This window comes from Nitrosomonas ureae (assembly GCF_900108305.1).
Lineage (GTDB): Bacteria > Pseudomonadota > Gammaproteobacteria > Burkholderiales > Nitrosomonadaceae > Nitrosomonas > Nitrosomonas ureae_B.
In genome coordinates, this window is record NZ_FNUX01000001.1 from 13162 (window position 1) to 28305 (window position 15144).

At 43.7% G+C, this 15144-nt stretch carries 12 protein-coding genes; 4 read left to right on the forward strand and 8 right to left on the reverse strand.

The annotated features are described in order from the left end of the window. Nucleotides 1–7 precede the first annotated feature (7 nt). The 5 genes from C4S39_RS00065 to C4S39_RS00085 form a co-directional block, all read right to left on the reverse strand. A complete protein-coding gene (locus C4S39_RS00065; protein ID WP_103965032.1) occupies nt 8–2674 on the reverse strand; it encodes an MMPL family transporter in 2667 nt (888 codons plus the stop codon). 36 nt (nt 2675–2710) lie between these two features. After that, a complete protein-coding gene (locus C4S39_RS00070) occupies nt 2711–3340 on the reverse strand; it encodes an ABC transporter substrate-binding protein (protein ID WP_258039212.1) in 630 nt (209 codons plus the stop codon). Then, nucleotides 3318–4451 carry a glycosyltransferase gene (locus C4S39_RS00075; RefSeq protein ID WP_258039213.1) on the reverse strand — a complete coding sequence of 378 codons (1134 nt, stop codon included), beginning with the start codon at nt 4449–4451 and terminating at the stop codon, nt 3318–3320. Before C4S39_RS00075 ends, C4S39_RS00070 begins: the two co-directional genes overlap by 23 nt. 53 nt (nt 4452–4504) lie before the next feature. After that, nucleotides 4505–5623, reverse strand: a complete 1119-nt coding sequence (hpnH, locus tag C4S39_RS00080) for an adenosyl-hopene transferase HpnH (RefSeq protein WP_103965034.1) — start codon at nt 5621–5623, stop codon at nt 4505–4507. Between the two features lie 597 nt (nt 5624–6220). Beyond that, nucleotides 6221–6751, reverse strand: a complete 531-nt coding sequence (locus tag C4S39_RS00085) for a peptidoglycan-binding domain-containing protein (RefSeq protein ID WP_103965035.1) — start codon at nt 6749–6751, stop codon at nt 6221–6223. Between the two features lie 214 nt (nt 6752–6965). Here C4S39_RS00085 and C4S39_RS00090 point away from each other — a divergent pair, with 214 nt between their 5' ends. Further along, nucleotides 6966–8105 carry an FAD-dependent oxidoreductase gene (locus C4S39_RS00090; protein WP_103965036.1) on the forward strand — a complete coding sequence of 380 codons (1140 nt, stop codon included), beginning with the start codon at nt 6966–6968 and terminating at the stop codon, nt 8103–8105. Nucleotides 8106–8280: 175 nt separating this feature from the next. Next, nucleotides 8281–8487: a hypothetical protein gene (locus tag C4S39_RS00095; RefSeq protein WP_103965037.1), complete on the forward strand. Its 207-nt coding sequence runs from the start codon at nt 8281–8283 to the stop codon at nt 8485–8487. A gap of 135 nt (nt 8488–8622) precedes the next feature. Here C4S39_RS00095 and ssb read toward each other — a convergent pair whose 3' ends face one another. Together ssb and C4S39_RS00105 are read right to left on the reverse strand one after the other, a co-directional pair. Further along, on the reverse strand, nt 8623–9075 hold the full coding sequence (ssb, locus tag C4S39_RS00100) for a single-stranded DNA-binding protein (RefSeq protein ID WP_103965038.1): 453 nt from the start codon (nt 9073–9075) through the stop codon (nt 8623–8625). Next, nucleotides 9076–10458 carry an MFS transporter gene (locus C4S39_RS00105; protein WP_258039214.1) on the reverse strand — a complete coding sequence of 461 codons (1383 nt, stop codon included), beginning with the start codon at nt 10456–10458 and terminating at the stop codon, nt 9076–9078. 66 nt (nt 10459–10524) lie between these two features. Between C4S39_RS00105 and uvrA the strand changes: the two genes are divergently transcribed. Next, the gene (uvrA, locus tag C4S39_RS00110; protein WP_103965039.1) at nt 10525–13344 is read left to right on the forward strand and encodes an excinuclease ABC subunit UvrA; all 2820 of its coding nucleotides are present in this window, start codon (nt 10525–10527) and stop codon (nt 13342–13344) included. Then, a complete protein-coding gene (locus C4S39_RS00115; RefSeq protein ID WP_103965040.1) occupies nt 13341–14612 on the forward strand; it encodes a glycerate kinase type-2 family protein in 1272 nt (423 codons plus the stop codon). Before uvrA ends, C4S39_RS00115 begins: the two co-directional genes overlap by 4 nt. Here C4S39_RS00115 and C4S39_RS00120 read toward each other — a convergent pair. Then, a complete protein-coding gene (locus C4S39_RS00120) occupies nt 14596–15090 on the reverse strand; it encodes a DUF2806 domain-containing protein (protein ID WP_103965267.1) in 495 nt (164 codons plus the stop codon). The two genes, C4S39_RS00115 and C4S39_RS00120, sit on opposite strands and share 17 nt — an antisense overlap. Nucleotides 15091–15144 lie beyond the last annotated feature (54 nt).

The window sequence follows — 15144 nt, forward strand, 5'->3', positions numbered from 1 at the left end:
AGAATATTTAAGCATTGATCTCTTTTTTGCCGCTTGCTGATTGCAGCAATACCGGCAAAATAATCAGAACACAAACCAAAGTCAACAGCAATCCTATTGTTAGCAGTTGCCCCATGCTGGATGTGCCCTGGTGAATGGAGAATGCAAGACTGCCAAATCCTACCAGCGTTGTCAGCGCGCTGTAGAAAACGGCGCGCGCCGTGCTGGTATGTAGTAGATTTTCATAGTCCGCACCAGCACTCCGACTTCTGTATACCATGTGCAAGCTACTGTCGATACCAATTCCCAACAATAACGGCAACGCGATAATATTGGCAAAATTAAACGATAGATCCATCCATACAGTACTGGCTCCAGTTAACAATATTGCGATTAATAGCGGAATTAGCACCATCAAAGTCGCAGTAGCGCTTCGAAGCATAATCCAGATCGTCAATATGACACCAATTAGGGCGAGCGAGAACGCATGGAAAAATGCATCGACTACAGCCTCTCCTGCTTCCAAGCTAATAACAGGAACACCCGTCGCATTGGGGGTAATTTTTTGTACAGCGCGAACAAATCTGCGCAGAGCATCATTGTCATTAATATTTTCTGATGGATAAACTGCAATACGATACATATTATCCTTACCATACCAAAGTTCAGTCACCGATATTGGCAATGCCTCTCGCGAAAATGGTTGCGCCTCCAGCGCCAACTGCAGGCGCTTGATAGCGCCCGGCAATAAACTAAGCAAATCATTATTAACTGCAAGTAATAATTGTTGTTTCTCCTCTCCATCTTCCAATGCAAGTCTATCCAACTGCACAAGCAGATTAGTAAGGGATCCCTGTAATGCGCGAGCAGAAACTACAGCCGCATGTTCCGGTTGCTCAACAACGAGCTGACTTAGTGCGATTCTTAGCTGATCCAGTGCCATTCTCTGCTCCGCAACAGTATGCGGACTCGGAATCAGAAATGCCGTGGAAGAATAGGAAATGGGCCCGAGGATCATTGCCATCTCTTCAATCAAAAGACTCTTCTCTTCCTGTTCCTCAGGTACCAGATCCAATATACTGATAACTCTTTTAACTTCAGGCAAGGTACTCAACTGCTGTGCTATTTGCCCTATTTCCTGAGAATCATCGACCAATATATTGATATGCCAAGGTGAATCTTCCGTGCTTTTCAACAACTCCTGAAAAGTTTTCACTGATTCTGCACTTGGATTATTCAAATTCAATAAATTGTAATCGAACTTGATATGCGGCAATGCAAAAACAGACACCAGTATAGCGATGATGGTCACGCTGTACACGAGCTTGCGCGAACGCCCAGGCAAGTCCAGCATTTTATTAACTAATCGAATCGGAGAAGATGATTTCCTGATTTGGATCGGAAAAAATTTTTGCAAGGCAGGGATCATCGTGATCGTAATCAGAAAACTTATGAGCATCCCCGTCCCCGAGATTAAGCCCAGCTCCGCAACGCCCCGATAAGTCGTTGGCATAAAGGCATAGAAGCCGATCGCAGTAGTCAACGCACAGATGAGCAGCGATTGTCCCATATTACCACCTGTGTTATATACCGCTTCTGGAACAGCGGCTTGATCAATCCTTCTAATTTCTTCAAGCCGAAGCAGAAAATGAACCGCAAAATCAACACCCAATCCTATATATAATACCGCGAATGCGATAGAGATCAGGTTTAAATAGCCGACGGCAACGGTTGCAAAAGCGGCTGTCATCAACAAACCAAGCAATAAGCTCACTATGATTGTAAAGATTGCGCCTACAGAACGAAATGCAATCAGTAGTACCGCAGCAACCATGATGAGCGCCAATAACCCGGTGTCTTGAGTTCCGTGCATTGCGCTATTAAGTTCATCATGAGCCAGTGCCACCTCTCCTGTAATACGCAATTTCTCAGTCGCATCTGGAGCAAACCCCATCTTCTGCGCTGTAGTACGAATTGCGTCAATCGGCCCTTCAGCAGCAAATATTTGGGAATAATCAAGCTTAGGCTTTACGATAATCAATTCCTGATAGGTATCTTTTTGTACTTCGCCACCTAATAACGCCTGCCATGATAGTGCGCGGGATTTCTCAGCTAGTCGCGCGTCCAGCGTTGCGCTGATGCCACTGAACACTGACTCCAGTTCCAATTCTCGCCCCTTGCGCAATTCCTCAACTGCATCCGTCAAAACCGAAGAAAATGTGGATAAGGTGGGGCTATCAGCCAGACGTGCAATCAGTGGCTGCGCCGCGGCCAAATAATCAGTAATTCGGCTTAACTCGGGCAAGTCCTTGTAGAACAAGCCGTTCTGCTCAAAAAAAGGCTCTCCGGTTAAATAGTAAGTAGCAGGAAATTGTGTAACATCATCCTGTAAATAACGAGTAAAACGTTTTGCTGCTATATGTGCCTGTTCGGGTGTAGGGGCATCCAATACCAGCAATAACGTATCCTCATATTGAGGAAACGATTGTCGATAACGGATATCATTTGCGCGAAAGGGAACATCTTCGGATAGCATGTCGGTCGTATCCGTATGAACACCAAGATTATTGACTACATAAAATGCACTCAGCGTAACCGCTGCTAGAATAAGCAGAATAATCCAGATAGCGTAGCGATAGGATATATCTGCCCAACGCGCAAAAAAACGATACCCAAAATCCAGAGAATTACTCATACTTTATCAATCTGTTGAAAAAATAGATAAAAATCATTACGGATTCTGCCGCGTCAGCACAATTTTTTCTTTGAGCATTTCAATCAGCGCTTGGAAACCATCCCGCTGCAGAATGGCACGATATTCGCCCCGCTTTATTGCCAGATCACTCACACCGTCAAACAGGATGTTAACGATACGCCAATCCCCTGCAGCTTGATGTAACACATAATCAAAATTTACCGTACCGCCATCCGACTTGGTCAATTGGCTGCGTACCAGCACTTGATCTCGCGGCAGGACACGTTGCTCAATGATCTGAAACTGCTCACCCTCATACTGAACAAAACGACCCGCATACGTTGCTATACTCAACTGACGGAAGGTTTCAACTATTAAATCTTGCTGAGCATTATCCAGCTGCGACCAATACGATGTACCCAATATTGTTTTTATAATTAGGTCGATATCATGAGTTTGATCAATTACGGGTTGTAAATACTTGAAGCGCCCATTGTAATCCAACTTCTCGCCTTCACGCATAACCTCGAGTAAAGACGATTGTAGATACGCTACAGTCTGTTCCGGACTGCTTGTCTCTGAATCGGATGACATTGCAGGAATTGGTAACAGCATTACTAAAATCAGACACCATCCTATCAATTTAAGCGTTTGTTTTACTTTCATAGCGACGACCTTTCCACAAAGCACGCTCCCCCTGCCAATACCGCAATGCGGAAGTCCAAGTCATGGCAAGATACAAAATACCGATGATCGGCAAGGCACCCGCCCAAAGCGGAGAACGCTGATAATAAATTAAAGTTGGTAAATAAGTAAAAAACATGACAATCCATGCCAGAATACTTGCTAGATGTACTTCCAAAACGGATGAGAACATAAAAGCAAACGGCGCCATCCAAAACATGGAAATCATGATCAAGGTACAGATCACAAGTAAAATTAGTGAATATCTTAACTGCGTAAATGCAGTACGCGCGACCATTTCCCAGATTGACTTTAACTCATGATAGCCGCGTTGACTACTGGCTGCATGACTAAGTCCAATAAACGTTCGTGCCCCGGTACATTTAATATGTGCAGCCAAAGTACAATCATCGATCAATGCATCATGTAAATTGGCAAAAGCGCCTGTGGAACGCAATACTTGCGTTTTTACCAAAATACATCCACCAGCGGCGGCGGCAACGCCAGACCCCGGTTTATTTGCCAGCCCAAATGGATATAACAATTTGAAGAAAAAAATAAATGCTGGCATCAGCAAGCGCTCTATAAAATTGTTCATAGGCGGCTTAGCCATAAGTGATACCAGAGCCAAGTTATCATTACTCGCTTTTTGCCGCAACTCGGAAACAATTCCAGGAGCCAGTTCAATATCAGCATCCAGCAGTAATGTATAGTGCGTTTTAATCTCCCGTAACCCTTGTTCTAGCGCCCATAGTTTACCGCTCCAGCCTGCTGGCGGCGTAGTACCCGATAACACCTGCGCTCCACACTGCCTGGCCTGTTCCGCCGTGTCATCCACGGATTGATCATCGATCACGATGATACGTACATTCTCACCTTGCGCTCTGACTCCACACAGTGTACGCTGGATGTAAGGGTCTTCATTACGCGCTGGAATTAAGACGGTGATATTACTCAGGTCCTCATTGAAAATAGCTTTGTCATGCGCTGGAATTTCAATCTTCTCGCGCGTACTCCAAGGACGCCATGGAAATAATACCAGCAGCCACCAACATAGGGTGCCGAAGATCGACAGATACAGTACTAACTCCATCAACATTCTTACTCACACTGAATTTTAAAATACAGAATTAGTACAATCTCTGTCTATTTATTAACCAGTGTTACTGATATATCGGAAAGCTTTTTAGGTGTTTTGTTTTCTCCTGCCGCCCATTTGGGTACTGGTTCGGCAACCATAGGTCCCGTTGTTCTAGGTCCTTTTAGTGATGCAGCCAGCGCCTTCCAGGGATGGCGCAAAGTATCTTCTACAGCTGTCGCTTCATACCCACAGTGTGCCATGCATTGAGCACACTTCGGATTATTAGCCGTGCCATATTTCTCCCAAGGCGTATCATCAAGAAGCTCCTTAAAGGATTTTGCATAACCTTCATCTGACAACAGGTAGCAAGGCTTCTGCCATCCAAATACATTACGTGTCGGATTACCCCAAGGGGTGCATTCATAGTCCTGATTCCCGGCAAGGTAATCCAAATACAATGCCGAGTGATTTAAACGCCATTTACGTTTTAGTTTCTTACCTAACTCAAAAATACCGCGAAATAATATCTTGGTATCCTGACTTTTAATAAAAACATCCTGTTGTGGTGCCTTTTCGTAACTAAATCCGGGAGCAATCGTTGCAGCCTCGACGCCCAACTCCATGGCATAATCCAAAAATTCCGCCACATCTTCCGGTGTTTCGCCTTGAAACAACGTACAGTTTACCGTGACTCTGAAACCCTTACTTAATGCCAACTTAATCGCCTCAACCGCACGATCAAAAACTCCTTCCTGACAAACAGAGGCATCATGTCGTTCTTGCATACCATCCAGATGAATTGAAAAAGTCAAATAAGGTGATGGCGTATAATCGTCGATACGTTTCTTTAACAACAACGCATTAGTGCACAAATAAACATATTTCTTACGCCGAATAATACCTGCCACAATCTGCGGCATCTCTTTATGAAGCAATGGTTCACCGCCTGGGATCGATACCATTGGAGCGCCACATTCATCTACAGCTTGCATGCATTCTTCATAGGAAAGACGTTGATCAAGCACATCTTCGGGATGTGCAATTTTTCCACAGCCAGCGCAAGCCAGATTACATCGAAATAAAGGTTCCAGCATCAATACCAAAGGGTATTTTTTCACTCCTTTTAATTTCTGCTTGATCAAATACGTACCTACTGCAATCTGTTGACGTAAGGGAACACCCATGAATAACCTCCAAAAGTACTTCAAAAACAAATTATTAATAATCTGACTTACAATTAAATATGGAACAAGACTGACAATCAGTATGCTTCCCGTACTCATACGCAAACCATTGAGAACTATCTGTATTGCATTATGGTTTAAGACAAGCGCATGGCGCTAAAACTGACATAAACTGTGCTTTTCGCTCCTTCTTCCATGCATCAGTTACCTAAAAACATTTTTCAGCGATTCATTAAACGCACTAATACATGTTGAAAAAAACTTGAAATATATCTAATAAAAATCCTCAAACATAAATTTTCTCAACTTTAATCACTATACATTTATATTTTAATCTTAAAGCACCCTGAGAATTAGTTCCCTACGGAGTATTTCAATAACTCTCATTTTGAACACGGTGAGAAACCTACATTGCTGACTCAAAAATATTCTTAACTACACCTACAATGACGAACAAAGCTGTTCAGAAACTCCTTAACTATAGACCATGATCGCTTACTATAGCAAATATTTTTCAACTCATTGATTAATTATCAATATACATCAATAAAAAATACCAGAAACTTATAGTTCCTGGTACTTATAAGATGCCATCTTTTAAAACTCGACACCTAATGCACGTAATGTCCGTTTGTCAATCTTTCCAGATGCAATACCATTTTCTTTTTGAAATGCTTCAATCGCTGCTGTAGTTTTACCACCACTCTTTCCATCAACCGGACCAGGATTAAATCCAGCATTCACGAGCGCTTGCTGAATATCGCGTATCATTGCCGTATCAGGCTTCACAAGATCATCGCCATCATCAACCACAGGTTCTGGCGCTTCACTCGCCTCAGTGTCAGCACTTATAACATCAATATCACTTATAACATCAATATCACTTTCTGTTGAGTCCAAGCTTTGCAGGCTTTGCAGGCTTTGTATATCTTCAATTTCGACTGGCTCAGTAGTCGCGGGCGCTGCAGGTTCGGATTCCGGTGCTGATGCAGGCGCTGTCGCAGCTGCCTGCTCATCTTTGGATGGTATCGGCTTTTTTTCGAATATTGGTTTGCAACCAATCAACAGCGCTACGGATAAAAAAAGAACAAGACATAATGTTAATGTACTCGTTTTAATAAAATTCATAACTAATCTCCCAAAATATTAAATAAATTATCCAGCCGCTTCCAGGCATTGAAGCAGAATCAAATACTGTTTCAATTTCAATGCAATACCATATTCACCTTTGAAGCCAAGCAACATATTCGTAATTTCCTTGCCGTATTTTTTATTAACTTATAATGTTGCGGTGAGAACTATCACATTTTTCTAATAAGAACGCAACATAAAAAAGTTAATAATGATAGGCTTAACACAGAAAAATAAAGATTTACTCCTGATCGGCGGTGGCCACAGCCATCTCGTTGCAATCAAACAGCTGACTATGAAACTACCTGCCGATGTTCGCATAACGCTTATCAGTAGCGATACGATGACACCCTACTCTGGCATGTTACCCGGACTCATTGCCGGGCATTACACATATGAGGATTGTCATGTCGATTTGCGAATACTCTGCCAACGGGCTGGTATAAAATTTATCCATTGCAAAGTTACGCAGATGGATCCGTCAAGAAAACAAATCGATTGCCAAAACAATCTCTTGTTACGTTATGATGTTTTGTCAATCAATGCGGGGTCACAACCTGCGCTGCGTAGTGTCCCGGGGGCAACCATTTACGGTTATCCGTTAAAACCCATCAAGCAATTTCTGCGACAATGGCAACATTGGCTCACAACGCAACAAAGATCGAATCGACTGCAGCGCATTGTCATTGTTGGTGGAGGTGCTGCTGGAATAGAAATATTACTCGCTTTGCGCTATAGAATAATAAATACAACTTCTATTCGTGCAGAATTCACCTTGATTTGCGCTGATTCACATATCCTTAAATCATATAACAAGAAAGTACAGGATTTTTTCTATCGGCATTTACAAACGCTCGGAATCCGACTCATCTTGGGGAAATATGTGATTTCTGCACTCGAACATCAACTAATACTCAATGATCACACGCGTTATGATTATGATTTTCTCGCTTGGGCCATTCATGCAGGTGCGCAATCTTGGTTGGAAAAAAGCGGGCTGGCATGCGATAACAATGGCTTTATTCAAGTTGATGAATACCTTCGCAGCATTTCACATCCAGATGTTTTTGCAGCGGGCGATTGTGCAGCATTTACACCAATGCCCTTACCTAAAACTGGCGTCTACGCAGTTCGTCAGGGACCACTTCTGGCCAAAAATATTTCGGCGCAATTAGTAGGACATGGTCCTCTTCAGTCTTATAAACCGCAACGACACTTCTTAAGCTTACTAACTACAGGAGGATGTCATGCGGTTGCTTCCCGCGGCGCTTTTTTTGCCCATGGGAGGTGGGTTTGGCTTTGGAAAAACTATATCGATCGCAGCTTCATGACAAGCTTCAATCTAAAATAATGACATCCTGGGACAGTCTCGATACGAATTCATATCAATTGGCGTTTCATATTTATGGACATAAAAGAATCATAACTCTAGGCTAAAGTTTATTTTTTTTAAGTCGTTGAAGCAGCATCATTGCTGTTAATTCACATACTAACTCATTAATAAATAAAACTTACCTGGAAAAACCATGAAAATTCTTGTTCATTTTGAATCTGGATTTAAGCAGACATTTATTGTTCCAAAATATATGTTAGCACTGGAATTTAGAAATATGGCTAGGGAGATTGGCGGTAATATTGCAAGTATCGAGTTCTCATTGCCTTCTCGTCGTCATGCCAGCATGGCTCCCGTCGAACTTCGGAATGAAGTATTCCGTTTACCTGATGAACGTTAATATGCTCAAACAAAGCATCTCGTCGCAAACAACAAGGTATTAAATATACGTATTAAATTACCAACTTTTAATCGATTCATTTCCTTTGAGGTGAAGAATAAAACTTGAAATAACCAAGCATATTCAACCATATGATTAGAATGGAATATCGTCATCCATATCATCAAAACCACTTGCATTTTTAGCTGAAGAAGGTCTGGCAGGAACCGAATGATCTTCTTCTTGATCAGGAGTTGATTCAAAACTACCGCTTCCCGATCGATTACCTAACATCTTCATATCGCTGGCGATAATATCAGTCGTATAACGTTCCACACCACTTTTATCAGTCCATTTTCTGGTTTCCAACCTGCCTTCAATATAAACAGAGCGACCTTTTTTTAAATATTCTCCAGCAATTTCGGCAAGCTTCCGATAAAAAGTTACACGATGCCACTCAGTTCTCTCTTGTTTCTCGCCATTCTTGTCTTTCCAAGTGTCTGTAGTCGCCAAAGTAATATTGGTCACCGCATCTCCACTTGACATATAACGAGTTTCCGGGTCTTTTCCCAAATTACCAATAAGTATAACTTTATTGACTGAAGCCATTTATGTTTTCTCCCCAAGCAATTGAATCACTTTCTTTTCATCGAAGCCTTTCATATCTACTTTCAAGTAGGCCACTCTTTCATTAACCAATACTAACGCTTCATTGACACCCGATATTGCTGCGAGTTGACGCGATAGTTCTCGAGATTGATCGATGTCCATTTCACCCACAGGATACATTCTGGAGCGCACAGCAGCAGGCGATTTCATCGTTGCAGCCAATACCAGCCACACCATCAGCAACGATCCGCAGAACAAATATAATGCGTAGCTTCCATGCGTACCGAATAAATAACCCCCTGCCGCAGCACCGACAAAAGCACCCAGAAATTGGGTGCTACTATATACCCCGATCGCCGTCCCCTTTGCACCCACGGGTGCAATCTTAGAGATTAAGGAAGGCAGACTGGCCTCCAACAAGTTAAATGCCGTAAAAAAAACCAATAATGCAATGGCCGTACCCCATATCGAATCAAACATCATGGCCAGCAATATCTGCCCTATCAGTAAAATAGCGATTGCTGCAACAAACACATGCTTTAACTTGGCTTTCTTCTCAGAATAAATAATTGCTGGGATAATAAAGACAATCGACAGCAATAACACAGGCAAATAAATTTGCCAATGATCACTCGCCGCCATTCCTGCTTGCCGTAAAGTCAGAGGCACAACAAGCCAAAGCGCCATCAATGTGGCATGTAAAGCAAAAATACCGTAATTTAAGCGCAACAACTGCCTGTTCTGCAATACGCTTACAAAGCTTGCAGACGACACTTCGGTATCGGAATGAAAACGACTGATATGCGGATCAGGAATGATCTTCTTTACCACAAGCATTGCAAGTAGCGCCAGCACGCCGGTCATAGCAAAAATCCCCGGCACGCCTATCCATTGATTTAAAACCGGAGCAGCAATCAGGGAAATGGCAAAAACTGTACCAATAGTCATACCGATCGTCGCCATCGCTTTAGTACGATGCTCTTCTCGCGTAAGATCTGCTGCAAGAGCCATTACAGCAGCCGATATCGCCCCAGCGCCCTGGATGACGCGCCCCACTATTACCCAATATATATCAACCGCCATGGCTGCGATCAAGCTACCAATAGCAAATAAAATTAACCCCAGATATATGACAGGCTTACGCCCAATACGATCGGATAACCAGCCAAAAGGAATTTGCAATATAGCTTGTGTTAAACCGTATGCCCCTAATGCAATACCAACTAACGTATAATTGTCCCCGCCAGGCAGGTCCTCAGCATAAAAAGCAAACACCGGTAAAATAATAAATAATCCAAACATACGCAAGCCATACACACCGGCCAAACCAATGGTTGCTCGCAATTCCGCCGGAGACATTTTTTCAGATGATAAAGCGGACATGAATCAAGTTGTTATATTTCTAAAAAGTTGGGTATATTAGCAGGTTGACTCATACATAGATAGTTCATGGAATCCATAAAAATACGCGGCGCACGCACGCATAATCTGAAAAACATCCATCTTGATCTACCCCGTAACAAGCTTGTTGTCATTACCGGACTCTCAGGATCAGGAAAATCATCGCTTGCATTTGATACGCTTTATGCGGAAGGTCAGCGCCGATATGTGGAATCCCTTTCGGCCTATGCAAGACAATTCCTTCAATTGATGGAGAAACCGGATGTTGATTTGATCGAAGGGCTTTCTCCCGCTATCGCCATCGAACAAAAAGCAACTTCGCACAACCCGCGTTCGACGGTAGGAACAGTGACAGAAATTCATGACTATTTGCGTTTGCTATTCGCTCGCGTGGGCGATCCTTTTTGCCCTGAACACAATATTGTTCTGGCCGCGCAAAGCGTATCGCAAATGGTAGATCATGTATTACAACTACCACCTGACACACGTTTGATGATTCTTTCTCCGTTAATCGTTGAACGTAAAGGTGAACAAGCAGAATTATTTGACGAACTGCGCGCACAAGGCTTCGTTCGCTTACGGATTGACGGCGAAGTTTATGAAATCGATGCATTACCAAAGTTGCAGAAAACCAGAAAACATACCATTGAAGTGGTAGTTGACCGCTTGAAGGTTTCCCCGGATGCCAAACAGCGGCTTGCCGAATCATTCGAAGTTGCGTTACGCCATTCGGATGGGCGTGCTTTGGCAGTTGAGATAGACAGCTGTCACGAGCATCTGTTTTCAGCCAAATTCAGTTGTCCGGTGTGCAGTTATTCGCTGTCCGAACTGGAACCGAGATTATTCTCTTTCAACAATCCATTAGGAGCCTGCAACAAATGCGATGGCCTGGGGCAGATCACTTTCTTTGATCCAGTACGTGTCGTAGCTTTCCCGCACTTATCACTAGCCGCCGGTGCGGTAAAAAATTGGGATCGGCGCAATCAATTTTATTTTCAGTTATTAACAAACCTCGCAACACATTATCGTTTTGATCTGGAAACACCCTTTGAGAAACTGGATGAAGCTATTCGCGACATTATTCTGTATGGTTCCGGTAAAGAGAAAATACATTTCTCTTATTTGACAGAAAACGGCCGCAAGCAACGGGAAACCCATTCTTTTGAAGGAATCATTCCCAATCTGACACGGCGCTACAAAGAAACCGAATCCCAAACCGTGCGGGAAGAACTGGCTAAATATCTCAATGCACAAACCTGCCCGGATTGCCAGGGTACGCGCTTATGTCAGGCTGCACGTCATGTGCATGTTGCTGGACAAGCAATTTACCAGATTAGCGCTTTTCCACTCAAGAAAGCCAAGCAATTTTTTGATCATCTTGAGTTATCGGGTCACAAGCAATCGATTGCTGAACGCATCATCAAGGAAATCTCCAACCGTTTACAATTTCTCAATAATGTCGGTCTGGATTACTTATCTTTGGACCGTTCCGCGGATACATTGTCCGGCGGTGAATCTCAACGCATCCGTTTAGCCAGTCAAATCGGCTCCGGTTTAACGGGCGTCATGTACGTTTTAGATGAGCCCTCCATCGGTTTGCATCAACGCGATAATGACCGCCTGCTCAATACACTCAAGAAACTGCGTGATCTGGGCAATAGTGTCATTGTGGTTGAGCATGATCAGGACGCCATACAGATTGCAGATTATGTTGTAGATATGGGACCGGGTGCCGGTGAGCACGGGGGATTCGTTGTTGCTCAAGGCACACCGCAATCAATCCGGGAAGATAATGATTCTCTGACGGGAAAATTTTTATCCGGAAAATTATCAATCAAGATCCCGGAAAATCGTCATTCACCCAACGATGATCGGATACTTCGAATCAAAGGCGCCACTGGAAATAATCTCAAGAACGTTACGCTGACTCTACCGATAGGTCTCTTTATTTGCGTAACCGGTGTTTCAGGATCCGGCAAATCCACTCTCATTAATGAAACGCTACATCGCACAGTCGCTCGCCATCTTTACGGCAGCAATACTGAACCCGCACCCTATCAGCACATCGAGGGATTGGCTTTTCTCGATAAGGTTATCAATATGGATCAAAGCCCGATTGGACGTACACCGCGTTCCAATCCTGCAACTTATACCGGATTATTCACTCCGATCCGGGAATTATTTGCCGGGGTACCTCAAGCACGCGAGCGTGGCTATGCACCCGGTCGGTTCTCGTTCAATGTCAAAGGTGGCCGGTGCGAAGCCTGTCAAGGTGACGGGATGATAAAAGTGGAAATGCATTTCCTTCCAGATATCTATGTTACTTGCGATGTATGCCACGGTCATCGGTATAACCGGGAAACTCTGGAAATTCAGTATAAAGGCAAAAACATCAACGAAATCCTGCAAATGACAGTGGAAAATGCATTTGAATTTTTCAGCGCAGTGCCGGTAGTTGCCCGCAAACTAAATACATTACTGGATGTTGGTCTGGGCTATATCACCTTAGGGCAATCCGCTACAACACTCTCCGGCGGTGAAGCGCAGCGGGTAAAATTATCTTTGGAGCTTTCCAAACGCGACACCGGCCGGACTCTGTATATCCTGGATGAACCCACAACCGGCCTACATTTCCAGGATATCGACCTGTTGTTGAAAGTATTACACAGACTACGTGATCATGGTAATACTGTGGTGGTCATAGAACATAACCTGGATGTCATCAAAACGGCCGACTGGATTATTGATTTAGGTCCGGAAGGTGGCGATGGTGGCGGATGTATCATTGCAGAAGGCGCACCGGAAGCAATTGCGACCAATAAAAACAGTTTTACTGGTCATTATCTGCAATCCATGCTGGCAAAATGAATCCATGCAGTCATTTGCTGGAAAGCTTTGCAGTAGCTGTTAAAGCTGCCGACCCTGCTCATATCATTCCGTTACATCTCCCTCACCCCCCTCCAGGCCGCACACTCGTTGTTGGTGCCGGCAAAGCATCTGCCGCGATGGCGATGGCGGTCGAAAACGCATGGCCCGCTAACGCTAGAATCGATGGATTGGTCGTCACTCGCTATGGACACACATTACCTACGCATAAAATTAAAGTAGTTGAAGCTGGTCACCCAATACCGGATGAAAATGGTGAGCGCGCGGCACAAGAAATTCTTGCAGCAGCTCAAGCATTAGAAGCTGATGATCTATTACTTTGTTTGTTCAGTGGTGGCGGATCCAGTTTGTTATCTTTGCCAGCTGAAGGTATTCTGCTGCAAGATCTTCAAGCAGTCACCCATCAGCTATTACGATGCGGAGCAACCATTCAGGAAATTAACATTGTTCGCAAACACTTATCAGCAGTTCAGGGAGGCAAGCTTGCTGCCGCGTGTAGGGCTCCCATACTCGCTTTAATTATTTCCGATGTTACCGGAGATGAAGCAACCCATATCGCCTCCGGACCTTGTTCCCCTGATCCATCCACATTTTCTGATGCACTGGCTGTACTTGATCGCTATCATTTGAATGCACCAAAATCGGTACAACAATTACTATTGACAGGCGAAGAGCGTGCTATCGCTGAAACACCCAAGCCCGGCTCTCCCATTTTCAATCGGGTTGAAAACCGAATTATTGCAAACGCTCATCAATCCCTGGCCGCAGCTGCGGATTATTTCCAAAAACATGGCATAAGTACTTTAATACTTGGTGATACAGTAACTGGAGAATCTCGCGAGATTGCCAAATGCTATGCCGCACTGACGAAAGAAATAAGGTTGCATCCGCAAACGCTGAAACCGCCCTTGGCTCTGTTATCGGGCGGCGAGACTACCGTCACATTGAAAGGTAACGGTCGAGGGGGCCGTAATTCCGAGTTCTTATTGTCATTATTAATCGAACTCTCTACTGTTGATAACGTTTATGCACTGGCATGCGATACGGATGGGTTGGATGGCAGCGAAAATAATGCTGGAGCACTCATCACTCCAGATTCTCTGATTCGTGCAAATAAACTTCGCTTGGATCCTGTATCGTTTCTATCTAATAATGATGCTTATACATTTTTTCAGCGATTAAATGATTTAGTCATTACCGGCCCCACGCATACCAATGTCAATGATTATCGCGCTATCCTGGTGCCCTAATTGCACACGCGCGGCCAGCGATATTGGGTCTCCGGTCGCGGTCAATCTGTATAGAGGACAAAACCAATCCTTGCTCAAACCATCTGCGAATAACATATTCATAAAACTGCTGATTCCTGATCACCGGAATAGTTAAAGCTAATTCTTTACCGCGCGCTGTCAATAGCACATGCCCCAGATCCAAGGAATTATTCTCATTATCCTGAAAACCCATTTTCGTCGGCCTATCGCAATAAAAAAGTCGCGTATGTTTTCCAAACCCTTTTTTTACGAAACCTTTATTCTCAAATGCAATTAAACCGGCATCCTCTAGATGCTTTAATACTGATAAAGTGATTCCTTGCTTTGAATAAACCTCATTCTCCACATCAAAAATAAGCAACAACGGCTCACCTTGCACCCACAAAAATTGACATAGCGTCGCAAAAATGTATTTATCTTTCTGAGTTAAATCAGATAGCACATTTAAATCATCCATCGGCAATGCTCTTTTGTTCGCATGATCTATTCCATAAATAATGAATCGACTCGA

Excerpts from the sequence above, each read along its gene's own strand:
- C4S39_RS00065 (WP_103965032.1), bottom strand. The coding sequence starts at position 2,674 with ATGAGTAATTCTCTGGATTTTGGGTATCGTTTTTTTGCGCGTTGGGCA.
- C4S39_RS00070 (WP_258039212.1), bottom strand. The coding sequence starts at position 3,340 with ATGAAAGTAAAACAAACGCTTAAATTGATAGGATGGTGTCTGATTTTA.
- C4S39_RS00075 (WP_258039213.1), bottom strand. The coding sequence starts at position 4,451 with ATGGAGTTAGTACTGTATCTGTCGATCTTCGGCACCCTATGTTGGTGG.
- hpnH (WP_103965034.1), bottom strand. The coding sequence starts at position 5,623 with ATGGGTGTTCCCTTACGTCAACAGATTGCAGTAGGTACGTATTTGATC.
- C4S39_RS00085 (WP_103965035.1), bottom strand. The coding sequence starts at position 6,751 with ATGAATTTTATTAAAACGAGTACATTAACATTATGTCTTGTTCTTTTT.
- C4S39_RS00090 (WP_103965036.1), top strand. The coding sequence starts at position 6,966 with ATGATAGGCTTAACACAGAAAAATAAAGATTTACTCCTGATCGGCGGT.
- C4S39_RS00095 (WP_103965037.1), top strand. The coding sequence starts at position 8,281 with ATGAAAATTCTTGTTCATTTTGAATCTGGATTTAAGCAGACATTTATT.
- ssb (WP_103965038.1), bottom strand. The coding sequence starts at position 9,075 with ATGGCTTCAGTCAATAAAGTTATACTTATTGGTAATTTGGGAAAAGAC.
- C4S39_RS00105 (WP_258039214.1), bottom strand. The coding sequence starts at position 10,458 with ATGTCCGCTTTATCATCTGAAAAAATGTCTCCGGCGGAATTGCGAGCA.
- uvrA (WP_103965039.1), top strand. The coding sequence starts at position 10,525 with ATGGAATCCATAAAAATACGCGGCGCACGCACGCATAATCTGAAAAAC.
- C4S39_RS00115 (WP_103965040.1), top strand. The coding sequence starts at position 13,341 with ATGAATCCATGCAGTCATTTGCTGGAAAGCTTTGCAGTAGCTGTTAAA.
- C4S39_RS00120 (WP_103965267.1), bottom strand. The coding sequence starts at position 15,090 with ATGGATGATTTAAATGTGCTATCTGATTTAACTCAGAAAGATAAATAC.